At 75.7% G+C, this 21,740-nt stretch carries 22 protein-coding genes and 1 riboswitch; of the genes, 7 read left to right on the top strand and 15 right to left on the bottom strand.

Going from position 1 to position 21,740, the window contains the following annotated elements:
• Positions 1–25: 25 nt before the first annotated feature.
• From QE405_RS10210 to QE405_RS10185, 6 genes are all read right to left on the bottom strand, one after another.
• On the bottom strand, positions 26–1,033 hold the full coding sequence (locus QE405_RS10210) for a cobalamin biosynthesis protein (protein WP_307200333.1): 1,008 nt from the start codon (positions 1,031–1,033) through the stop codon (positions 26–28).
• A complete protein-coding gene (locus QE405_RS10205; RefSeq protein ID WP_307200331.1) occupies positions 1,033–1,929 on the bottom strand; it encodes a CbtA family protein in 897 nt (298 codons plus the stop codon). Before QE405_RS10205 ends, QE405_RS10210 begins: the two co-directional genes overlap by 1 nt.
• Before the next feature lie 14 nt (positions 1,930–1,943).
• Positions 1,944–2,162, bottom strand: a complete 219-nt coding sequence (locus QE405_RS10200) for a CbtB domain-containing protein (RefSeq protein WP_307200329.1) — start codon at positions 2,160–2,162, stop codon at positions 1,944–1,946.
• A 176-nt stretch (positions 2,163–2,338) separates the two neighbouring features.
• On the bottom strand, positions 2,339–4,870 hold the full coding sequence (locus tag QE405_RS10195) for a cobyrinate a,c-diamide synthase (protein ID WP_307200327.1): 2,532 nt from the start codon (positions 4,868–4,870) through the stop codon (positions 2,339–2,341).
• Complete coding sequence (gene cobO, locus QE405_RS10190; protein WP_307200326.1) at positions 4,867–5,481, bottom strand: cob(I)yrinic acid a,c-diamide adenosyltransferase; 615 nt, start codon at positions 5,479–5,481, stop codon at positions 4,867–4,869. Before cobO ends, QE405_RS10195 begins: the two co-directional genes overlap by 4 nt.
• Positions 5,481–7,604 (bottom strand): magnesium chelatase subunit D family protein, encoded by a 2,124-nt coding sequence (locus QE405_RS10185; RefSeq protein ID WP_307200324.1) that lies wholly within the window; start codon positions 7,602–7,604, stop codon positions 5,481–5,483. The genes cobO and QE405_RS10185 overlap by 1 nt, the downstream gene beginning before the upstream one ends.
• Before the next feature lie 27 nt (positions 7,605–7,631).
• Positions 7,632–7,803, bottom strand: a riboswitch (cobalamin riboswitch).
• A gap of 155 nt (positions 7,804–7,958) precedes the next feature.
• Here QE405_RS10185 and QE405_RS10180 point away from each other — a divergent pair.
• On the top strand, positions 7,959–8,375 hold the full coding sequence (locus tag QE405_RS10180) for an NUDIX hydrolase (protein WP_307200322.1): 417 nt from the start codon (positions 7,959–7,961) through the stop codon (positions 8,373–8,375).
• 91 nt (positions 8,376–8,466) lie between these two features.
• Here QE405_RS10180 and QE405_RS10175 read toward each other — a convergent pair whose 3' ends face one another.
• The 8 genes from QE405_RS10175 to QE405_RS10140 form a co-directional block, all read right to left on the bottom strand.
• Positions 8,467–9,936, bottom strand: a complete 1,470-nt coding sequence (locus QE405_RS10175) for an HNH endonuclease signature motif containing protein (protein ID WP_307200320.1) — start codon at positions 9,934–9,936, stop codon at positions 8,467–8,469.
• A 268-nt stretch (positions 9,937–10,204) separates the two neighbouring features.
• Entirely contained in the window at positions 10,205–11,467 is a 1,263-nt protein-coding gene (locus tag QE405_RS10170) for a glycosyltransferase (RefSeq protein ID WP_307200318.1), read from the bottom strand.
• Positions 11,464–12,033 carry a hypothetical protein gene (locus tag QE405_RS10165; protein ID WP_307200316.1) on the bottom strand — a complete coding sequence of 190 codons (570 nt, stop codon included), beginning with the start codon at positions 12,031–12,033 and terminating at the stop codon, positions 11,464–11,466. The genes QE405_RS10170 and QE405_RS10165 overlap by 4 nt, the downstream gene beginning before the upstream one ends.
• Positions 12,030–13,178 carry a glycosyltransferase gene (locus tag QE405_RS10160; RefSeq protein ID WP_307200314.1) on the bottom strand — a complete coding sequence of 383 codons (1,149 nt, stop codon included), beginning with the start codon at positions 13,176–13,178 and terminating at the stop codon, positions 12,030–12,032. Before QE405_RS10160 ends, QE405_RS10165 begins: the two co-directional genes overlap by 4 nt.
• Positions 13,175–14,155: an NAD-dependent epimerase/dehydratase family protein gene (locus QE405_RS10155; RefSeq protein ID WP_307200312.1), complete on the bottom strand. Its 981-nt coding sequence runs from the start codon at positions 14,153–14,155 to the stop codon at positions 13,175–13,177. Before QE405_RS10155 ends, QE405_RS10160 begins: the two co-directional genes overlap by 4 nt.
• A complete protein-coding gene (locus QE405_RS10150; protein WP_307200310.1) occupies positions 14,152–15,447 on the bottom strand; it encodes a F390 synthetase-related protein in 1,296 nt (431 codons plus the stop codon). The genes QE405_RS10155 and QE405_RS10150 overlap by 4 nt, the downstream gene beginning before the upstream one ends.
• Complete coding sequence (locus tag QE405_RS10145) at positions 15,448–16,341, bottom strand: MBL fold metallo-hydrolase (protein WP_307200308.1); 894 nt, start codon at positions 16,339–16,341, stop codon at positions 15,448–15,450.
• A complete protein-coding gene (locus tag QE405_RS10140; protein WP_307200307.1) occupies positions 16,332–17,333 on the bottom strand; it encodes a 3-oxoacyl-[acyl-carrier-protein] synthase III C-terminal domain-containing protein in 1,002 nt (333 codons plus the stop codon). The genes QE405_RS10145 and QE405_RS10140 overlap by 10 nt, the downstream gene beginning before the upstream one ends.
• 75 nt (positions 17,334–17,408) lie before the next feature.
• Between QE405_RS10140 and cbiE the strand changes: the two genes are divergently transcribed.
• On the top strand, positions 17,409–18,641 hold the full coding sequence (cbiE, locus tag QE405_RS10135; protein ID WP_307200305.1) for a precorrin-6y C5,15-methyltransferase (decarboxylating) subunit CbiE: 1,233 nt from the start codon (positions 17,409–17,411) through the stop codon (positions 18,639–18,641).
• Positions 18,638–19,414 (top strand): cobalt-precorrin-4/precorrin-4 C(11)-methyltransferase, encoded by a 777-nt coding sequence (locus QE405_RS10130; protein WP_307200303.1) that lies wholly within the window; start codon positions 18,638–18,640, stop codon positions 19,412–19,414. Before cbiE ends, QE405_RS10130 begins: the two co-directional genes overlap by 4 nt.
• A 10-nt stretch (positions 19,415–19,424) precedes the next feature.
• On the opposite strand, the gene QE405_RS10125 is transcribed toward QE405_RS10130, so the two are convergent.
• The gene (locus QE405_RS10125; RefSeq protein ID WP_307200301.1) at positions 19,425–20,027 is read right to left on the bottom strand and encodes a TetR/AcrR family transcriptional regulator; all 603 of its coding nucleotides are present in this window, start codon (positions 20,025–20,027) and stop codon (positions 19,425–19,427) included.
• 102 nt (positions 20,028–20,129) lie between these two features.
• On the opposite strand from QE405_RS10125, the gene QE405_RS10120 reads away from it, so the two are divergent.
• The 4 genes from QE405_RS10120 (at position 20,130) to QE405_RS10105 (ending at position 21,738) form a co-directional block, all read left to right on the top strand.
• Positions 20,130–20,561 (top strand): organic hydroperoxide resistance protein, encoded by a 432-nt coding sequence (locus QE405_RS10120; RefSeq protein WP_307200299.1) that lies wholly within the window; start codon positions 20,130–20,132, stop codon positions 20,559–20,561.
• A 171-nt stretch (positions 20,562–20,732) separates the two neighbouring features.
• Positions 20,733–20,987 (top strand): ribbon-helix-helix domain-containing protein, encoded by a 255-nt coding sequence (locus QE405_RS10115; protein ID WP_307200297.1) that lies wholly within the window; start codon positions 20,733–20,735, stop codon positions 20,985–20,987.
• The gene (locus QE405_RS10110; protein WP_307200295.1) at positions 20,974–21,408 is read left to right on the top strand and encodes a TA system VapC family ribonuclease toxin; all 435 of its coding nucleotides are present in this window, start codon (positions 20,974–20,976) and stop codon (positions 21,406–21,408) included. Before QE405_RS10115 ends, QE405_RS10110 begins: the two co-directional genes overlap by 14 nt.
• A gap of 30 nt (positions 21,409–21,438) precedes the next feature.
• Positions 21,439–21,738, top strand: a complete 300-nt coding sequence (locus QE405_RS10105) for a hypothetical protein (protein ID WP_307200293.1) — start codon at positions 21,439–21,441, stop codon at positions 21,736–21,738.
• Positions 21,739–21,740: the final 2 nt, after the last annotated feature.

Below are 21,740 nucleotides of genomic sequence, written 5' to 3'. Positions count from 1 at the left end.
ATCGAGTTGGGTCGAACGGTCGCGGTCAGTGCGCCGTTCGACCCACCTCGACGAATTTGCCGCGCCGTCCGACCCAACTCGACGCAACAGCCACCGCCACCACCGCCGCGCCGAGGTCGACGAGGCGGGCGAGGTGACGGGCGCGGGCGATGTCGCGGACCTCGACCGCGCGGCCGTCGCCGAGCACCGGACGGTCCTCGACGCGCGCGGGAGCACCAGGAGCGCCGTACACCGTCCGGCCACCCAGCCTGACCCCCAGCGCTCCGGCGAACGACGCCTCGACCGGGCCGGCGTTGGGGGAGGGGTGCGCGCCGGCGTCGCGCCGCCAGGCCCGGAACGCGTCCCGGGGTCGCCCGCCGACCAGCGGCGCGGCGGCCGCGGCCAGCAGCGCGGACAACCGGGCGCCCGGCACATTGAGCACGTCGTCGAGCCGCGCGGAGGCCCAGCCGAAGCGCTCGAACCGAGCGTTGCGGTGCCCGACCATCGCGTCGAGCGTGTTCGCGGCGCGGTAGCCGACGAGTCCCGGCACCCCGGCGACGGCACCCCACACGAGCGGCGCGACGACGGCGTCGGACGTGTTCTCCGCGACCGACTCCGCGACGGCACGGGCGACCTCCTCGGGCGACAGCTCGGCGGTCCGCCGCCCCACGAGGTGCGTCAGTCGCTGCCGCGCCCCCGGCAGGTCGCCGGCGTCCAGCAGCGCCTGGACCGCCGCCGCCTCGCGGTCGAGCGAGCGCGCCCCGAGCACGGCCCAGGTCGCCGCCGCGACGGTGACGGTCTCGAGCGCGGGTGCGCCGCGGCGTACCCGCCGCTCGACGGCCGCCCCGAGCACGGTCGTCGAGCCGACGAGGAGCAGGGAGTACGCCGCGCCCCGCGCCCGGGAGTCGGCGTGCATCCGCTGCTCGAGGGCCCCCGCCACCCGGCCGAAGCCGGCGACGGGGTGACCGCGCCGGGGGTCGCCGACCAGCTGGTCGAGGGCGACCCCCAGCGCGAGCCCCGCGGCCCGTGCCGCACCGCGGGACGGTCGGACCATCAGAGCGAGGCCGCGAGGTCCCGTCGGGCCCGGTCGGCGTCGTCGGCCGCCGCGAGGCGACCCACGAGCGCGCCGAGCACCACGGCGATGCCGGCCCACATCGCGGCCAGCGTGAGCAGCGACGACAGCCGGAACTCCCACAGCACGTCGGCCGGGAAGTCGCCGAGCTCGTTCACCGGCGTCATGACCGCGGCGGCCACGCCGACCACGGCGACGTACGCCAACCCACCGCCGACCACCCCCGCGAACGGGGAGACGGCGCTCCACAGCCGCTGGCCGAGGTACGTCGCGCCGATCGCCGCGAGCACCGACACCAGCAGGAACGCGAAGTAGAGCCCGGTGCGCTCGCCGATCGTGTCGCCGGAGCCCACCGCGGGCGGGGCCGCCGGGTACTTCATCCACGGCACGAGCGCCACCGCCACGAAGCCGAGGACGCTGGCGAGCGCGACGGCCTCCGTGGGACGGATGCGGCGCCCGGGCCGCCCGAGCCGGCCCATGACGGCCGCCGCCACCAGGGCGACGAGGCCGCCGAGCGCGGTGCCGACGACGACGGTGGCGGTCAGCAGCCCCACCGTCTTCTGCGTGGTGCGGCTCGGGCCGGACTCACCGTGGGAGTGGCCCTCGTCCGCGGCCTCGTCGGAGTCGGAGTGCGCGTGCGCCGCCGTGCCCTCCGCGTGGTCGTGGTCCGCGGCGGGCTCGTCGGCCGGGGCGCTGGCGGAGGCCGACTCCTCCAGTGCGATCGCGTCGTCGATGGGCGGCTCGCCGACGGCGAAGCCCACCGCGAAGGCGAGCAGGCCCGCCACGAGCCCGGCGAGCAGTCCGCGCACCAGCAGGGCGCGCGGCGTCAGCAGGGTGCGTCCGCCCGCGGGCGCACGGGTCCCCTGGATCGTCGTCATGGTCGGACCCGCGCTCAGTGGCAGGGGAAGCCGAGCAGGTGCCGGCCGTCGTGGACCCACTCGTGGATCGCCGTGCCGGCCGGGATCGACACGGCGCCCTGGTCGGCGGAGACGAAGAAGAGGGCCAGCAGCGCCAGCAGGCCGAAGAACAGGGCCCAGGGCGCGAGCGCGCGGAGCGGGATCGACGGCGCCTCGAGGTCGGCGGAGGCGGAGATGGGGGCAGAGATCGACATGGTCGTTCCTCCTCAGGGATGCAAGCGTCCCTGGTCGTGGGGATGAAAGCGGACCGTCAGGTCTGGCTCCGTCCCACCTCCGCCGCCAGGGATCGACCTGGTGCAGCGAGGAGGGGCGTCACAGTAGCGCGACTGCGCCGGAATCACACCGGCTTCATCGAGCCCGCAGGGGCACCCTAGAGCATCGGGACGCCGCTCGTCAGCGCTCCCAGCGCAGTGAGCATCGGCCGGGTGCGCTCGGGCGGCCGCACGGCGATCCGCACCCAGCTCGCGTCGAGCCCCGGGAACGTGTCGGCGCGGCGCAGCGCGAACCCGTCGACGCGGAGCGCCTCGCGCACCCCGGCGCCCGGTCGGGCGAGCACGAACGGGGCCGATCCCGGCAGGTGCGGGATGTCGAGGTCGTCGAGGCCGGAGGTGAGGACGCCGCGCCAGGTGACCAGGCGGCGTACCCGGGCCGCCGCCTCCGCCAGCGCCTCCGGCTCCGTGGTGGCGCGCAGCACGGCCAGCGCGGCCGACGAGACCGACCAGGGGGTCTGCACGGCCCGCAGGGCGTCGAGCACGGCCGGCTCGCCGAGCACGTAGCCCGCCCGCACCCCGGGGATGCCCCACAGCTTCGTGAGGCTGCGGAGCACGAGCAGCCCGGGCACGGGGGCGTCGGCGAGGGCGTGCCGCTGGTCCGGTACGGCGTCCATGAACGCCTCGTCGACGACGACCAGGCGCTGCGGGCGCGTGAGCGAGCGCAGCGCCGCCGCGGGGTGCAGACGACCCGTGGGGTTGGTCGGGTTGCCGACGACGACGAGGTCGGCCGCCTCCGGCACCTGGCTCGGGTCGAGCGCGAACCCGTCCTCGGCCCGCGTCACGAGGTGGCGCGCCGGCGTGCCGGCCGCGGCCAGCGCGACGTCGGGCTCCGTGAACTGCGGGTGCACGACGAGCGGGTGCTGCCAGGCGCGGGCGCGCGCCACGAGCGTGAACGCCTCGGCGACGCCGGCGACGGCCAGCACCTCGGCGGGGTCGCGGCCGTGCCGCCGGGCGATCGCGGCCTCGACGGCCCGCACGCGGCGTACGTCGGGGTAGGCGCCCACGTCCTCCAGCGACGCCCGCAGCGCGTCGAGCAGCCAGGGCGGCGGGGGAGCGTCGTAGGTGTTGACCGCGAAGTCGACGAGCGGCGTCCCGTCCGGGGCCGCGGTCTCGACGTCGCCGTGGTGCCGCAGGGGGTCGTGGGGCGCCTCGGACGGCGCCGCGACGACGGGCTCCGGCCCGCGGGGAGCGGTCGCGCGGCCGCCCCGGTGGGGCTCCGCGGCCCGCACCGCGTCGACGAACCGCTGCGCCAGGTGGGGGTGGCCGGCCCAGTGGACGTGCAGGTACGACGCGTGCAGCGTCGCGCTCGCGAAGCCGTCGTCCGTGCGGGGGTGGGCCGCGGTGGGCTCGAGGGTCCAGGCCGGGTCGTGCTCGCCGCCCGTGCCGGCCGGCGGCTCGACGCGCGTGCGGTGGAACTCGTGGCCCGTGACGGTCTCGCCGGGGCGGCCGAGCAGCGTCGGCGTGGCAGAGGTCGCGCTGCGGTAGGCCAGCGACAGCCGGCCCGTCATCGCCGCCGTCGCGGGCAGCGCGCCGACCATGGGGGCGTGGTCGAGGCGGTCGGCGAGGTAGAGCAGCCCCGCGCACTCCGCCACCGTCGGCACGCCGGCGGCGACGGCGGACCGCAGGTCGTCGCGCAGCGCCGCGTTCCGGCTGATCGCCGCGGCGTGCATCTCGGGGAAGCCGCCGCCCAGGTAGATGCCCCGCACGCCCTCGGGCAGCGCCGCGTCGGTCGTCGGGTCGACGACGACGACCTCGCAGCCGGCGGCCTCGAGCAGCTCGGTCGTCTCGGCGTAGGTGAAGGTGAACGCCCGGCCCCCGGCGACGGCGATGCGGGGGCGCTCGGTGGTGTGGGTGGCGCTCGGGGCCGTGACCTCCGCCCGCGGGTCCCACGGCTCCGCGTCGAGGTCGGGGGCGCTGCGGGCGATCTCGAGCACCGCGTCGAGGTCGATCCGCTCGGCCACCTGCGCGGCGAGCCGGTCGAGGGCCGTGGCCGCGTCCCCCCGCTCGGCGGCGGGCACGAGGCCCAGGTGGCGGCTCGGCGCGACGATGGCGTCGTCGCGGCCCAGCACGCCGAGCACCGGGATGCCGACGCCGGCGACCGCCCGGCGTACCTCCTCGGCGTGCCGCGGCGAGCCCGCCTTGTTGAGCACGACGCCCGCGACGCGGACGCCGGGGTCGTACGACGCGAGTCCCGCCAGCACCGCCCCCACGGTCCGCGAGGCGGACGAGATGTCGGTGACCAGCACGACGGGCGCCTGGATGAGCCCCGCGACGTGGGCGGTCGAGGAGAAGCCGTCACCGCCGATCTGACCGTCGAAGAGGCCCATGACGCCCTCGACGACGGCGACGTCGGCGGGCCGCGGCGTGCGCGCGCCGTGGAGCAGCAGCGGGACGATGCGGTGCTCGCCGACGAGGTGGGGGTCGAGGTTGCGACCGACGCGGCCGGTGGCGAGGGCGTGGTAGCCGGGGTCGATGTAGTCAGGACCCACCTTGTGGCCCGAGACCTCGAGCCCGCGGCGGGACAGGGCCGCCATGAGGCCGGCGGTCACGGTCGTCTTGCCGTGGCCCGACGCGGGCGCGGCGACGACCAGGCGGGGGAGCGCGGTGCTCCGGGAGCTCACGGTGCTCACCACTCGATCCCTCGCTGGCCCTTCTGGCCGCGGTCCATCTGGTGCTTGACCTTGCCCATGTCGGTCACGGTGTCGGCGATCTCGACGAGGCGCGGGTGCGCGCGGCGCCCGGTGACGACGACGAACTGCCGCCCGGGGCGGTTCGCCAGCGTCTCGACGACGTCGTCGACGTCGACCCAGCCCCACTCCATGACGTAGGTGAACTCGTCGAGCACGTAGAGGTCGTGCCGCTCCTCGGCGAGGCGGCGCTTGATCTCGGCCCACCCCTCGGCGGCGTCGCGGGCGTGGTCCTCGGCCGAGCCCTCCTTGCGGCTCCACGACCAGCCGGAGCCCATCTTCTGCCAGTCGACGGGACCGCCCTCGCCGGTCTCCTCGTGGAGCCGGCCGAGGCGCTCGAGCACGGTCTGCTCGCCGATGCGCCACTTGGCGGACTTCACGAACTGGAAGATCCCGAGGTCCCAGCCCTGGTTCCAGGCGCGCATCGCGAGCCCGAACGCGGCCGTCGACTTCCCCTTGCCGTCGCCGGTGTTGACCATGAGCAGCGGCAGGTTGCGGCGCTGCGCCGTGGTGAGGCCGTCGTCGGGGACGGTGATCGGGACGCCCTTCGGCATCAGGCCACCCCCCGCTCGCGGCTGCCGGGCGAGGTCGCCGCGCGCGCGACGCCGGCCAGGGCCTCGGCGCTCACCTCGTCGACGGGCAGGTGGGTGGCGCGCAGCTCGACCGCGAGGCGGGCGGCGAGCCCGAGCCGGAACGGTCCGGCCTCACAGTCGACGACCACCGTCTCGATGCCCTGGTCGGCGAGCCACGCGGCGACCTGGCGGGAGCGCGCCACGGGGTCGGCGCCCGCGGTCGCTCGGCCGTCGGTGACGAGCACGAGCAGCGGACGGCGGCGCGGGTCGCGGATGCGCTCCCGCCGGAGCACGTCCGCGGCGACGAGGAGGCCCTCGGCGAGGGGGGTGCGGCCGCCGGCGGGCAGGTCCTCGAGCCGGCGGGCCGCCGCCTCCACGGAGCCGGTCGGCGGGAGGACGAGCTCGGCGTCGAGCCCGCGGAACGTCACGAGCCCGACCTTGTCGCGGCGCTGGTAGGCGTCCATCAGCAGCGACAGGATCGCCGTCTTCACCTGCTGCATGCGCTTGCGCGCGGCCATCGAGCCCGACGCGTCGACGCAGAACAGCACGAGGTTCGACTCCCGCCCCTCCCGCACCGCCCCGCGCAGGTCGCTCGGCCGCAGCACCAGGGCACCGCTCCGCCGGCCGCGGCCGTGCTGGTGGGGCGCCGCGGCGCGGACGGTGCCGGGGAGGTCGATGCCGCCCGCCCCGGTGCCCGGGGTGCTCCCGATGCGACGACCGTTCGACGTGATCGCGCGGGAGCGGCGGCCCGCCTCGCCCTCGCCGGTGCCGGCGACGCGGAGCAGGCGGGGACGGTACGGCGCGCCCGCGCCCACCGTCGTGACCTCGGCGCTGCCCGGGGTGGGGGTGGTGGGCTCGCTGGCCTCGGCGTCGTCCCGGCTGTCCGGGCCGTCGGGAGCAGCGTCGGTGGCGTGCGGTGTCTCGCTCGACGGGCCGTCGGTGCTCGGCGGGCCGTCGGTGCTCGGCGGGGGCGTGTCGCCCGGGGAGTCGGGGCTGTCCTCGGTCGGTCGGTCCTCGGGTCCCGGCTGGTCCTCGGGTCCCGGCTGGTCCGGCTGGTCCGGCTGGTCCGGCTGCCGGGGCGGCTCGGGGTCGGGCTCGTCGTCCCCGAGGATCCGGTCGAGCAGCTCCTCGTCGATGCCCGGGGCGTCGAAGGGGTTGCGGCGTCGACGGTGCGGGAGCGCCAGCAGGGCCGCCGCGCGGATGTCCTCGCGGAGCACGTGGCGACGACCGTGCCAGGCGGCATGGGCGATCGCCGTGCGGGCCGTGACGATGTCGGCGCGCAGGCCGTCGACGTCGAACGCCGCGCACACCTCGGCGATCTTCGCCAGGGCGCCGTCGCCCAGCGCCACCTCGGTCACCAGCACCTGCGCGGCGGCGATGCGCTCGCGCAGGCTGGTCTCGCTCGCGTCGTACCGCTCCGCGAAGGCGGCGGGATCGGCGTCGAAGGCGAGGCGGCGGCGTACGACCTCCGTGCGCAGCGCGGGCTCCCGCGGCGCCGCGACCTCCACGGTCAGGCCGAAGCGGTCGAGGAGCTGCGGGCGCAGCTCGCCCTCCTCGGGGTTCATGGTGCCGACGAGCACGAAGCGGGCGGCGTGGACGACGGAGACGCCGTCGCGCTCGACGGTCGCGCGGCCCATCGCCGCGGCGTCGAGCAGGAGGTCGACGAGGTGGTCGTGGAGGAGGTTGACCTCGTCGACGTAGAGGATGCCGCGGTGGGCGCGGGCGAGGAGGCCGGGCTCGTACTCCGCCACGCCCGCCGACAGCGCCTTCTCCAGGTGCAGGGAGCCGAGGAGGCGGTCCTCGGTGGCACCGACGGGCAGCTCGACGAGCCGCACCGGGCGGGTCTCCACGCCGGCGTCGGCCGCGAACGGGGCATCCGGCGACAGGGGGCTCGGGTCGGCCGGGTCGGAGGAGAACCGGTCGCCGGCGACCACGTCGATCGGGGGGAGGACGGCGGCGAGCGCGCGCACCGCGGTGGACTTGGCCGTGCCCTTCTCGCCGCGGACGAGGACGCCGCCGATCTCAGGACTGACCGTCGTCAGCAGCAGCGCGAGGATCATGTCGTCGGAGCCGACGACGGCCGTGAAGGGGTAGTGCTGTGGCATGTGGGGCTCCCGCTCGCTCTGCCATCGGATGGATGCGTCGCGAGGCCGGTCTTCGGACTTCCGCCGTCCTGCGCGAACAGGCGACGGTCACCGCAGCGGGCCCTGTGCCGGACTCTCACCGGCTTCCCAGATTCTCCCCGCACGCTCCGGTTGTCTCTCCGGACCGTGCTCGCGGGGCACCTCACGAACGCCGCTCACCCTAGTCGGGCCGGTGCGCGGCCGGTCGTGGTGGTCGCGCCGCGCTGCGTGCTCGGTCGTCGTGTCGTCCTGGGAGTCCGGCGGTCGTCCCGCTCGGCCAGGACGCCGTCGTCGTCGGGCGCCGCACCTTCGCCCCCACGCGCTAGCCTGCCGGTCGTGCCCGCCCAGCCGCTCCACTTCGTCGTCGCCGCCGTCTGCCTCCGCGACGACCGGGGGCGGCTGTTGAGCGTGCGCAAGGAGGGTACGGCGCGGTTCATGCTCCCCGGCGGCAAGCTCGAGCCGGGGGAGACCGCGCGCGACGCCGCCATCCGGGAGATCCGCGAGGAGGTCGGCGTCGAGCTGGCCGACGTCGAGCTGCTCGGGGAGTTCCACGGCGCCGCCGCCAACGAGCCCGGGGCGACGCTGGAGTCGACCGTGTTCACCGCCCGCGCCCTGGGCGAGCCCGTCGCGTGCGCCGAGATCGCCGAGGTGCGGTGGGTGGACCCCGAGGACCTGCCCGACGACCTGCCGCTGGCGCCTTTGCTGGAGCACCAGGTCGTACCCGTGCTGCTGGGGCGGACGCCGGAGGCCTGAGCGCTCATCGGGGTCGGGGTCGGGGCATGCTGCGCCGCCCGGCCACGGATGGGGACGGGCGGCTTGCTGGTGCGGTGGCGGCGGGGTGGCGCTAGGTCGTTGTTGGTGGCCAGACGCGGGTGCCGTCGCGGTCGACGAGGTAGCGCAGGCCCGTCGGGCTGGTCCAGATGAGTGCGCTGGGTGGTTCGCCGTTGTCTGGGTGGGTGGGGCGGTAGGTCCACTTGTTGCCGGTGGTCATCTCGCGGTGGGTCTTCATGCGGTGGTGGCGTCGGCAGAGCGGGAAGAGGTTGGTCGTCGAGGTCTGGCCGGGTGGGCCGTTGTCGTCGTAGGCGCGGCAGTGGTCGAGGTCGGCGGTTCTCGATGAGCGGGTGCAGTATGGGAAGACGCATCTCGGCCAGCGGGCTCTGACGTGGTCGGCGATCCGGTCCGGTGGGCTGTAGCCGTTCCCGGCGTCGTCGAGGTTGAGGTCGATGACCGGCTTGATCGTGACGGTGGTGTCGGGGCTGGCGCACCAGGCCTGGACCTGCTCGGCCGTGACGACCCCTCGCGGTGCGCCGGGGGTGTCGAGGCGGGCGAGGTCGATGCCGGTCGCGCCCGTGCAGGCGTCGATCCCGGGGCCGAATCCGTTGAGGGTGCCGGTGATGGCGGCCTGGTCGAGGTGCACGAACAGCACCACCTCCCGCCGTGTCCGCGTCGGCGTGGGCGGCTGCGTGGGCGGCTGGTCCGCGTCGTACTCCAACGTCGCCACCCCGTCGCAGCGCCGGGCGATCTCACCGAGGGCGATGGAGCGGCGGACGTCGAGGTCCTGGTCGCAGCCCAGCTCGGTCAGTTGCCGCGCGACGTGCGCGACCGTGCGTTCCAGGTCGAGCGCGTCGGCGAGGTCGAGGGTCCCGTGGACGTCCACCGTGCCGCGGATGGTCCCGGTCAACGGATCTGCGTAGCCGACGTCGCCCAGCTCGATCGTCAGGTGGCGTCCTCCGTCGGCCTCGGCCCGCTCGGCCTCGGTGGTCTCGGGGTCGAACCGAGCCGCGGCCTCGGCCACGAGCCGGTCGACCTCGGGGCCGGTGGCCTTGTGCGCGACGTACGCGACGTGCCGGTCCACGAACCCCGCCGCCTCGAAGGTCAGCGTGCGCGTGGTCTGGGCGATTCGGCGTCCTCGCCAGACGTCGACTTCGCCCGCGGCGATCCGGGCGTGGACCCGGGGGAGGCGGTAGCGCAGCTCGATCGCGTCGCCGACCAGTCGCCGTGCGGCGTCGAACGAGCACCCCCGAGCAGCGGCGACCTCGCCGATGCAGAACTCCGCCACCACCGGCGCCCCCGGCCCACCCAGCTCGAGGAACTGGTCCCCGGCCAGGGTCTCGGCGTAGGACTCCTCGTGCCACTCACCCAGCACCGTGATCGGATCCCCCACGACCTCCTCAGAGGTGTGCGCAGCCGCCCAGTCACCCACCGCGACGAACGCAGCCGCTTCCGCAAGACGAGCCGCCGTCGCGCGCTCGCGGACCGCGTCGATCAACGCAGTCGCCGCCGTCGCCGCCGTGTGCTGGGTCCCCCGATCCATGACCCCACTCTAGTCGAACACGTGTGCGATGACCACCTCTTGGTGGTGATCTGTGGATGACCGGCACCGGCTGTCGTCGAGTTGTCACGTACGCAGCGACGAGTCCCCGCCCGCACCACGGCGTACAACCCAACTCGACGCTCCCGCCGCGCCGTTCAACCCACCTCGACGCCCCCCGCCGCGCCGTTCAACCCACCTCGACGCCCACGCCGCGCCGTCCGACCCAACTCGACGCCCACGCCGCGCCGTCCAACCCAACTCGACGCGCTCACACCCCCAGCCGCGCGCGTACGGCGGCGGTGATGGTCTCGAGGGCGGGGCGGGCCGCGATGGTGCGAGCGACCGCCCCCGCGGCGTCGCGGCACGACGGGTCCTCCAGCACCCGCACCACCGCCTCCGCCAGCCGCTCCGGGTGCTCCAGCCGCACCGCCACGCCCGCGTCGACCAGGCGCGCCGCGTGGTCGGGCTGGTCGTAGTCGACCGGCCACACGACCGACGGCAGGCCGGCGGCGAGCGTGTGGCCGAGGACGCCGGAGCCGCCGTGGTGGACGACGGCGTCGAAGCGCCCCAGGTCGCGGGTGTAGTCGACGACGTCGTGGACGGCCAGACCGTCGGGAACAGACACGCCCGCAGGCAGTGAGGCCCCCGCCCGCCCCAGGCTCAGGTGCAGCTCCACATCCCGCGCGGCCAGCACCGCCGCCGCCCGGGAAGCAGCCCCGACCAGCGCCTCCCGGTGCCACGCCACGTGCGTCCCGGCCGTCACGAGCACGTGCCGGCACCCAGGGCGCAGCACGAGAGGACGACGGGAGGGCGAGGGCGTGTACAGCACCGGCCCCACGTACCGCACCGCGGCCGGGAGCGCCCGCGGGTACTCGATCGCCCCCGGCACCAGTGCCAGCACCCGCTCGGCGGAGTAGATGGCCTCCGACCCGTCCACGCGGTACAGCGACGACAGCCCGACGTCGTCGAGCCGCGCCCCGGCGAGCCGCGGCGCCACGCTCTTGAAGCCCCGCACGAACCGCCGGCCGGCCGCGTCCCGCGCACGCCCCAGGGGTCCCCGCCCGGGGCGCCACCCGCCGACGTACGACGGCGGGCCGCTCCGCGCCTCGATCGCGCAGGGGGAAGGGTGCGTCGTCCACCAGGGGATCCCGACGGCGTCGGCGGTGGGCCCGACCGCGGCCATCGTGAAGTCGGCGAGCACGAGGTCGGGACGCTCGCCGCGCCACGCCTCCCGCAGCTCCTCCGCGAGCCGCACCTGCAGCGCGGCCGTCGCCCGGAGCTGCCGCACGAGGAGGCGGGGGTTGCTCCCGACGCGGTACGGCGGGTCGACCACCTCCGCGACCACGTCGTCCGCGCCGGCCAGGAGCTCGACCGCGTCGGCTCCCGTCCCCGCGATCGCCGGCAGCGCCGCCGCCGTGCTCAGCACCCGCACCTCGAGGTCCTGCTCCCGCACGAGCCGCGCCGCGATCCCCAGCACCGGGTGGAGGTGACCGGCCATGGGGGGCACGACCAGGTCGACCCGGGCGCTCACCGCGCATCCCCCGAGCGCGGCAGCAGCCCCGCCACCACCTCCCGGCACACGGCCAGGAGCTCGGGCGCGGCGAGGTAGTCGAGGTGTCCCGCCTCCACCTCCACGTCGGCGGCCCACCAGCGGGCCAGCCAGTCGTGGCGGCTCGCCACCCGCACGGTCCGGCAGGCCGGCGGTCGCGTGGCGACGGGCCCGTAGGCCACGACCACGACACGCGCCAGCACGTCGGCGGGGAGCTCGAGCCGACCCAGCAGGTCGAGCCCGATGCTCCCCGCGAGCACGAGCGTCAGGTCGGCCCGTCGCAGCTGCGCCTCGACCCGAGCCCGATGAGCCGACGCCCACCCCGGCAGCCGGATCCGCACCGCCAGCACCAGGTGGCGCAGGCTCGCCAGCCACAGCGGTACGGCGCGGTGCGGCGCCAGGCCCGCGTCGTACGGGAAGTTCATCGGCACCGCCACCCCGTCCGGGAGGTCGAGCGCGTCGAGGAACGCCTGCTGCTCCGGGGACAGCGCGCAGCTGCGGGGGTCGCTCTGCCCCGTGCAGAACAGCACCTGCAGCGAGGCGCTCATGCGTCGCGGAAGTCGTCGTCGGCACGCACCCGGTAGGTGCGCGTGCGCCAGCGGATCGTCGGTCGCACGGCGCCGTGCACGAGGTGCAGCGGCTGCACGAGCTCGGCCACGACGGACGCGACCGGTCGGTGGAGCACCCGTCCGTGGATGCGCCGCTGGAGACGCCGCAGCAGCAGCCCCCGCACCGACAGCACCGCGAGCGCCGCGGACGGCCGGCGCCGCCGCACCGCGTCGCCCAGGACGACCGCCAGCAGCGTCGGGTGCAGCCCGTGGAGCACCGTGATCGCCGCGGCCGTGGACGGCGGCTGCCGACGCAGCAGAAGCGTGGCGAAGAGCATCCACCGGTGCATCAGCGCCACGTAGTGGCGCGGACCGTCGACCGTGGTGGTGATCCACTGCGGCGCCGCCGTCTGGCAGATCGAGCCGCCGCTGCCCAGCACCAGCCGTGCCAGCGCCAGGTCGTCGGTGAGCGCGTGCGCGATGGGCGCGAACCCACCCAGCGACCGCAGCTCGCCGGCGCGCATCGCCCACGTCATCCCGTTGATGGTGACGGGCGGCAGCGTGAGGTAGGTCGTCGCGGCGTTGGCGTCGACGAACTGGTCGACGAGCGCCGCCCACGGCGTCGCGCCCCGCAGGTAGCCCGGCAGCCCCGTCGCGATCGTGGCCCGCTCCAGTCCGTCGAGGAGCGCCCCGAGGCTCGCGGCCGGCAGCCGGGTGTCGTCGTCGAGGGCGAGGAGCACGTCGTCGTCGGCGCACCCGTCGAGCGCCACCTGCAGCTTGGTGAGCTTGGGGTTGGTGCCCTCGGGCGTGACCGGGCACACGACCACGTCGATGCGCGGTGCACCCGCAGGACCCGACCGAGCCGCCTGCACCGCCAGCCGCTCCGCGACCGCCTGACCCTCCGGGTCGTCCTCGTCAACCAGCCACACGAACCGCACGCCGTCGAGCGCGAGCAGGTTGTCCCGCAGCGCGTCCTCCAGCCCGGGGTCGCCCGAGAGGATCGGCTGCGCCACCACGACGCGGGCTGCCTCGGTCGGCGCGGGCGTCCGCGGGCCCGGAACGGCCCGCGCCGTGCGCAGCGCCCACGCGGCCTTGCCGCCCTGGAGGGCCAGGTAGCCGATCGCCGCCGCGGTCCCGACCCTCACGCGCCCTCCCGTTCCCACTCCGCGCGCTGCCACGCGACGAACTCCTCGATGCCCGCGGCCACCGACACCGACGGCGGGCCGAGGTCGCGCAGCATCTTGTCGGGCACGAACGTCTTCGACCAGGTGAGCACCCCGACGCCGTACGGCGTGATCGGTGGCTCGCCGGGCAACCGGGCCACCCGCCAGAGCGTCTCGAGCACCCGGGCGGCGCGCATCGCGGAGCGGATGCTCACGCGGCGGGTCGGTGGCTCCAGCCCGAGGCGCTCGACGACCTCGGTGAGCACGGCCTGCATCTCGACCGGCTCGGCGTTCGTCAGGTGGTAGACGCCGCCCAGGTCGTCGCGCTCGGCGAGCTCGAGGAGGTAGTCCGCGAGGTTGTCGACGTAGACCACGTCGCCCACCGCGGGCGTCTCCCGGCCGGTCAGCAGCGGCAGCCGCCCCGCCCTCGCCGCCGCCAGGATGCGGGGGAACAGCACCGTGTCGCCCGGTCCGAACACGGCACGGGGGCGGGCGACGACCCACGACCCCTCGTACTCCGCCACGACCTCCTCCGACACCGCCTTGGTGCGGGCGTAGTCGTTGGCGAACGGCGGCCCGACGGGCGCGTCCTCGGTGAGGTCGAGCTGGTCGCCGTCGCGGTAGAGAACCGAGCTCGACGACACGTGCACCAGCCGCGGCCGCCCCCAACGCCGGGCGCACCAGTCGACGACGGTGCGGGTCGCGGTGATGTTGTCGGCCTCGAACTCCCGCCGTCGGGCGTACGGCGTGGCCCGCGCCGCGCAGTGGACCACGGCCTCCGGGCGCCAGGGGAGGGGCGGGGGCTCCTCGCCGTGCGCGCGTCCCAGGTCGACGCTCAGGTAGCCCTCCGCGTCGAGCCGGCGTCGGCCGATCCCGACCACGTCGTGCCCCGCCGCGCGGGCCCGCTCGACCAGCCGTCCGCCGACGAAGCCCGAGGCCCCCGTCACCACGATCCTCATCCGTCTCCCTCGCTCACGCGCCTGATCCGTCGCCGCTTCGCCGTCGGGTCCTCGGCCGGCCACGGCATCGCGACGACCTCCGGCACCCGACCCCCCAGCCGCTCCGCCAACCGACCCACCTCGGCCACCACCGCCGGCAACCGCTCCGGTCGCCGCAGCGCCACCCGCCACTGCCGTCCGTGCTGCTCCACCCGGTGGTCGCCGAGGTCGCCGGCGAGGGCGAGCGCGTGGCGCAGCACGTCGGGATACACCGGTACGGCGCGGGGCCCGGCCCCGCCGTCGTCCCCGGCCGCGCGCAGCACCAGCACGTCGTCCGCCCGGCCGAGCACCTCGCTGATCGTCCGTCCCGGACGGCCGCACGGGCACGGCCCGGGCGCGGCGACGAGCACGTCGTCGAGCCGGTGCCGCACCACGAGCTGCGTCGTGCGGGTGAAGTCGGTGACGATCGGGTGGAACAACCGGTGGTCGAGCCATTCCGGCTCGACGTGCACGTGACCCTCGTTGAGGTGGAGCCGACCGGCGCGGCAGCTCGTGGCCAGCAGGCCCTCGGTGGCCTGGTAGATCTGCTCGACCGGCCGCCCGAAGGTCGCGCGCACGACGGCCTCGTCCTCCGGGTCGAGCGTCTCGGCGACGGAGACGACCTGCAGTGGGGCGACGCCCTCGGTCGGGCCCGTCCGCTCGGCGATCGCCCGCAGCACGCTGGCCGGCGCCACGAGCACGTCGACGCCGACCAGGGCGGGCAGGTGCTCCTCCAGGGGCGCCCGCAGGTCGTGCCAGGAGAAGTGGACCCGCCGGCTGGCGAGCGTCTGGTAGAGGTTCGAGTCGGCCCGCAGGAACAGCGCCACCCGCAGCGGCCGACGCGCGATCGTGCGCAGCGACGCCGGGGCGAGCACCTGGCCCATGAGGATGCCCGCCCACAGCTGCCGCTCGGCCGGGGAGACGAGGAAGACCCCCCGCGTGCCCGACGTCCCCGAGGACAGCCCCACGGTGACGTCGTGCGGCAGGGTCGGGGCGAAGTCGCGCGACCGCTCGGCGGCCTCGGCCACCTCCAGCGCGGCCTCCAGGGTGATCCCGTGGCGGTTGAACGCCGCGAAGTCGGCGAGCACGTCGGCCTTCGTGACGACGGGCAGCTCGGCGAGGGGCCGACCGGCCCAGGCCCGGTAGAACGACGCCCGGGGCAGGTCACGTCGCAGGAAGGTCGCCAGGCCCCGGGCCCGGGCGGCGTCGTGGTGACGGGGCAGCCACCACCGCTCGCGCGCCAGGGCCGCGAGCGTCGTCGGCGACGCGCCCACCTAGCCGGCGCTCCGGTCGACGCGGGCCGTCCACGCGGCGTACCCGTCCGCGCAGTGCGCCGGGAGCACCAGCAGCCCGGCGTCGGCGTGGGCGCGGTGCAGGCGGTGCAGGTCGCCCAGGGTGCCGAGGGCGGCGGTCCAGTCGTCGAACGCCGCGCCCGCGAGCCGGGAGGGCGGCACGTCCTCGACCACCGCACGGATGGACCACGCGGCGTCGCCCGCCAGCAGCACCGGGGAGCCGTCCTGGGTCGTCAGCAGCACCCCGACGTGGCCCGGCATGTGGCCGGGCAGGTCGACCGCGACGAGGCTGCGGTCACCGAGGAGGTCCCAGCCGCGCAGGGTCGCGGCCCCCTCGAGCACGAGCGGCGTCGCCGACTCGACGGTCACGACGCGGTCGTCCGCGTCGTCGGGCAGGAGCCCGGGCAGCAGGCCGTGCCGCGTCGCCGCCAACCGCGAGAGCGACCGCACCTGCCGGTAGCCCGCCGCCCCGCAGTGGATGCGGGCGGCCGGGTAGTCGCGGAGCCCGGCGACGTGGTCGCCGTGGAAGTGGGTCACCACGACCCGGCGGACGTCGCCGGGGTCGATCCCGCGCGCGGCGAGCTGGCGGGGGAGCTCCTCCTCGGGCGGCAGCGTGACCGGCAGCAGCGCGCCGTACAGCCGCTCGGGGAGCCGCGCCGTCGCGGTGCGGAAGTGCGACGCGTAGCCCGTGTCGACGAGGGTCCAGCCGCGCTCGGGTCGATCCGGGTGCCGGACCAGTGCCGCGTAGGACGGGAACTCGATCATCCGCCGCTGCCCGTCACGGTGCGCGAGCGCGTCGAGCTGGCGGCAGTGCCCGACGCGCAGGAGGTGCAGCTCGACCCGCGGCTGGTCGGCGAGCAGGTCCGTCAGTAGCACAGCAGCACGCCGCCCATGCTGATCCCGGCGCCCGTGCCCAGCAGCAGCGCGTGGTCGCCCCGCTGCAGCCGCCCCGTCGCGACCGCGGTGTGCAGGGCGAACGGCAGGGAGGCGCCGACCTGGTTGCCGTGCTCCGCGTAGACGTCGACCAGCTGGTCGTCGCCCAGCGCGAGGGCGTGGCGCAGCCACGCGAGGCCGAGGTGGCTGGCCTGGTGGGGCACGACGACGGTGTCCGCGACGGGCACGCCGGCTGCGGCCGTGAGCCGCTCGACGAGCGGCGGCAGGTGGCGTACGGCGAGGCGCAGCGCCGCGCCGCCGTCCATGCGGAAGCGGCACCAGTCGGCGTAGTCGCCCTCGCCGGCCACCCGGTCGGGCGCGAAGCGGGACCCGCCGCCCTTGATCTCGCAGGCGTGCGCGCCCGAGCTGTGGGTCTCGAACCCGGCGGCCAGCACCGCCGAGCCGGTGTCGCCGGACGGACCGAGCACGGCGGCCGCAGCGCCGTCGCCGAAGATCCCCGACGCGCCGAGGTCGCTGAAGTCGAGGCCGACCGAGGCCAGGTCGCTCGAGACGACGAGCACGCGCTCGTAGCGCCCGGCGTCCACGAGCGTCGCGACCAGGTCGACGGCCGTCAGGAAGCTCAGGCAGCTGGCCCCGACGTCGAAGGAGGGGAGCGGCCGTGCGGGGGCGAGCTCCTCGTGGAGCAGCGCCGCGTTGTAGGGCAGCGGCTGGTCGGGGGTGCCGCTGGCCGCCACCACGAGGTCGACGTCGTCGAGCGTCAGGTCGGCGGCGGCCAGCGCCTGCCGGGCGGCGCGCGCGCCGAGGGCAGCGGCCGAGCCCTTCTCGACGTACCGGACCCGCACGCCCGTCGTCGACTCCACCGTGCCCGGCGCGAGGCCGAGGCGGTCGTCGAGCTGGGCGCTGGTCACCGCGTCGGCCGGCAGCGCGGCGCCCGTGCCCAGGATGCGGAGCGAGCGTGGTCCGAGAGCCGGCACGAGTGCCTCCGTTGCGTCGTCGTGGACGGTGGGTGCTCGCGACCCTAACCTCTCCTTGGCCTAGCCTTCGGGACCGTGAACGCCTCCCGCCCCGTCGTCACCGTCGTCGGGATCGGGGCGGACGGCTGGCCCGGGGTGCCCGAGCGGCTGCGCCGGATCGTCGTCGCCGCGGAGGTCCTGCTGGGCGGCGAGCGGCACCTCGCGCTCGTGCCACCGGTCGACGCCCAGGTCCGCACGCCCTGGCCGCGCCCCCTGCGTGCCGGGCTGCCGGACCTCCTCGCGGACCACGCCGGACGGCGTGTCGTCGCGCTCGCCTCCGGCGACCCGCTCGTCTCCGGGATCGGTACGACGCTCGTCGACCTGCTCGGGGCCGACGCCGTCCGCGTCGAGCCCGCCGTCTCCTCGGTCGCGCTCGCGCACGCCCGGCTCGGCTGGGCCGCCGAGAGCACGGTGGTCGTGAGTGCCGTCGCCCGCGACGTACGGCGTGTCCTGCGCGAGCTGGCCCCCGGACGTCGCGTCGTGGTGCTGTCGTCGGACGCGTCGACGCCCGCCGACCTCGCCGCGCTGCTGACGATGGGCGGGTGGGGCCCGTCGCGGATGACGGTGCTGGGCGACCTCGGGGCTGCCGAGGAGTCGCGGCTGGAGGGCACGGCGGCAGTGTGGGCCGACGAGCCGCCTGCCTTCCCGGCCCTCACCATCGTCGCCGTCGAGGCCTGGCCCGACGGGGCAGGCTCCGTCGTGAGCTGGTCCGCGGGCCTGCCCGACGACGCGTTCGAGCACGACGGCCAGCTCACCAAGCGCGACCTGCGGGCCGCGGCGCTCGCTCGCCTGGCGCCCGCGCCCGGGGGCCTGCTCTGGGACGTCGGCGCCGGTGCTGGCAGCGTCGGCATCGAGTGGATGCGGGCCCACGCCACCTGTCGCACGGTCGCCGTCGAGGCGGACCCCACCCGGGCCGGCCGCGTGCGGCGCAACGCCGGCCGTCTCGGCGTGCCGGACCTCCAGGTCGTCACCGGTCGTGCCCCCGACGCGCTCGTCGGCCTGCCGGCCCCGGACGCGGTCTTCGTCGGCGGCGGTGCGACCCGGCCCGGCGTGCTCGAGGCCTGCGCGTCCGCGCTGCGGCCGGGCGGTCGCCTCGTCGTCCACGGGGTGACCGTGGAGACGGAGGCGCTCCTCGCGCGCTGGTACGGCGAGCGTGGGGGCGAGCTGACCCGCACCAGCGTCGAGACCGCCACCCCCATCGGCTCGTTCAGCGGTTTCACCCCCGCCCGTGCCGTCACCCAGTGGGCCTGGCAGAAGGAGTCCTCGTGACCGTCCACTTCGTCGGTGCCGGCCCCGGCGCTGCCGACCTCCTCACCCTCCGTGCCGTGCGGATGCTGGCGGCGGCCGACGTGGTGCTCTACCCGGGCACCTACCTCGACACCGCCGTGCTCGGCCACTGCCGGCCGGAGGCGCGTCTCGTCGACACCCAGGACCTCGACCTCGACGCCATCACCGCCGCCCTCGTGGACGCCGACCGCGACGGCGCCGACGTCGTGCGCCTGACCTCCGGTGACCCGTCGCTCTACTCCGCGCTCTTCGAGCAGACCCGCCGCCTCGACGCGGCGGGCGTGGCCTGGGACGTGACGCCCGGGGTCCCGGCGTACGCCGCCGCCGCGGCCCGCGTCGGCCGCGAGCTCACGGTGCCCCTCGTCGCGCAGTCCGTCGTGCTGACCCGCACCCAGGCGCGCTCGACGGCCATGCCGGAGGGGGAACGGCTGGAGGCCTTCGCCGCGACCGGCGCCACCCTCGTGCTCCACCTCGCGGTGACCCGCACCCGCGCCCTCGCCGCGGACCTGAGCGCGTCGTACGGCGCGGACTGCCCCGTCGCGGTGGTCTACCGCGCCTCGCAGCCGGGGGAGCAGGTGCTCACCGGCACGCTCGGCGACATCGCCGACGCGGTCGAGGCGGCGGGGCTGCGCCAGGCCGCCGTGATCCTCGTCGGCCGCGCCCTCGCGGGACCGACGGCGACGGGCGCGGGGGAGTCGTACCTCTACGATGCCGGGCGCGACCGGTCGCTCAAGCGGACGGGGCCGGGGGCGTAGTCGGGCCCGGTCAGTCCCGCAGCGCGTCCCGCAGGACGGACTCGCCCGCGTCGACGAGCCGCTGGGCGACGCGCGCCGGCTCCGTGTCGAGCGTGCCGGCCACCATGGCGCCGTCGCGGAGCATCTGCAGCTGCACCGCGGCCTCCTCGACCCGGGAGGGCGTGACGCCCAGGTCGACGAGGATGCGGGACAGCTCCTCCCGCAGCCACGTGCGGTGGGTCGCGACGACCGTGCGCACCGGGTGGGTCGCGTCGGCGTACTCCGCCGCGGCGTTGAGGAACGCGCACCCGCGGAAGCCCTCCGTGCAGGTCAGGGCCCCTACCCGCCGGGCGTAGGTGCGCAGCACCTCCGCCGGGTCGTCCGGGTGGGCGCAGCGGGCCTCGGCCAGGGCCGCCCGCTCCTCCGCGACGACCTCGCTGAGGTAGGCGACGACGAGGTCGTCCTTGCTGCGGAAGTGCCGGTAGAACGTCATCTTCGAGACCTCGGCGTCCGCGATGAGGCGGTCGGCGCTCACCGTGCGGATGCCGTCGCGGTAGAAGCGGCGACGCGCGGCGTCGAGGATCCGTCGCCGGACGGCGCTCGGTCGCGCCGTCGTCGTCGCCGTGTCCGTCATGGCGGTCGTCCTTCCGGGAACCGGGGCTTGTGTCCGGGGTCCGGACCTGTCAACCTGATGTAGACGTACTAGTCACTCTACCTCTCCCGGAAGGAGATCGCGATGCCCACCTCGATCGCGTACACCGCCTCTGCCACGGCCACCGGCGACGGCCGCAACGGTCACGCGCGCACCTCGGACGGCCAGATCGACGTCGAGCTCGTCGTGCCCAAGGAGATGGGCGGCGCGGGCGGCGGCACCAACCCGGAGCAGCTCTTCGCGACGGGCTACGCCGCGTGCTTCCTCGGCGCGCTCAAGGCCGGCGCCAAGCAGCACGGCATCGAGCTCCAGGACGTCGCCATCACCGCCGAGGTCGGCATCGGCCCGCGCGAGGACAACGGCTTCGGCCTGGCGGTGAAGCTCATCGCCGAGTTCGGCGGCGGCGTCTCGCAGGAGGACGCGGAGAAGGCGGTCGAGGTCGGCCACTCGATCTGCCCCTACACCCACGCCACCAAGGGCAACGTCGACGTCGTCACCGAGGTCGAGGTCGCCTGACCTCCCCGGCCTCACGACGCCTGACGACGCCCGACGGCGTCTGCCGTCACCCAGCGTCACCAGCGCCCGCCCCCGCCACCCCCTCGGTGGCGCGGGCGGGCGTTGTCATGCAGTGGTCGCGCCCGCACGTGTGCACTGTGATGACAGGTGCGTGATGTTATGATGCGCAGCATGCGCACGACAGTGAACATCGACGCCGAGCTGCTGGGTCGGGCGAAGGAGCTGGCGGCCCGCTCGCACCGCACGATCGGGTCCGTGCTCGAGGAGGCTCTGCGTCGCCACCTCTCCGAGGACGGCGCCACGCAGGAGACCACCGTCCTGCCTGACTTCGGCTACGTGGGAGGACTGCAGCCGGGCGTGGACCTGTACGACCGCGAGGTCATGGCGACGCTCCTCCACGACGACGACCGCCATGCTCTTTCTTGACGTCAACGTCGTCGTCGGCGCCCAGCGCAACGACGACAGCCCGCATGCCCGCGCCATGCGACGCTGGCTGGACGGCGCGCTCCGTGGCCACGAAGCAGTCGGCGTCGCCGAGCAGGTCCTCGCGTCGATGGTCCGCGTCGTCACCCACCCCCGCGTCTTCGTCTCCCCGTCCGCGCCCGCCCACGCGACCGAGTTCGCCGACGCGCTGCTCGGCTCACCTGCGGTGTCCGTCGTGAGACCCGGTCCGCGGCACTGGACGATCTTCGCCGACCTCGTCTCGACCCACCGACTCCGTGGCAACGACGTCCCCGACGCCTATCTCGCCGCGATCGCCCTCGAGGTGGGGGCGACGATGGTGACGGCTGACCGCGGGTTCACGCGCTTCGGCGTTGCGGTCCTCGACCCGACGCGAGACGCCTGAGCGACGGGCACGCCCACTACGCTGCCGCCCATGTCCTCGGGAACGCCGGTGCTGGCCGCTGACGTCTACACCCTCGAGCTCGTCGCGGTCCGCCGCTCGTGGCGCTACCGCCTGGGCTTCGTCCTCTACGCGGTCCTCGGCGGCCTGCTCGGCGAGACGCCCCTGCAGAGCCGCGGCGACATCGTGGTCCGGCGGCGCGACGACGGCAGCGAGGCGCTGCGGATGGACGCCGGCGCCGACCCCGAGGCGGAGCGGCTGCTGCAGCACGTTCACGACCACCTGCACCACCTCGACGCCCCGACGTTCGAGGAGTCGTGGGGCATCCGCTGAGG

It is taken from the genome of Nocardioides zeae (assembly GCF_030818655.1).
GTDB lineage: Bacteria > Actinomycetota > Actinomycetes > Propionibacteriales > Nocardioidaceae > Nocardioides > Nocardioides zeae_A.
This window is presented reverse-complemented; position numbering and strand designations above follow the sequence as displayed.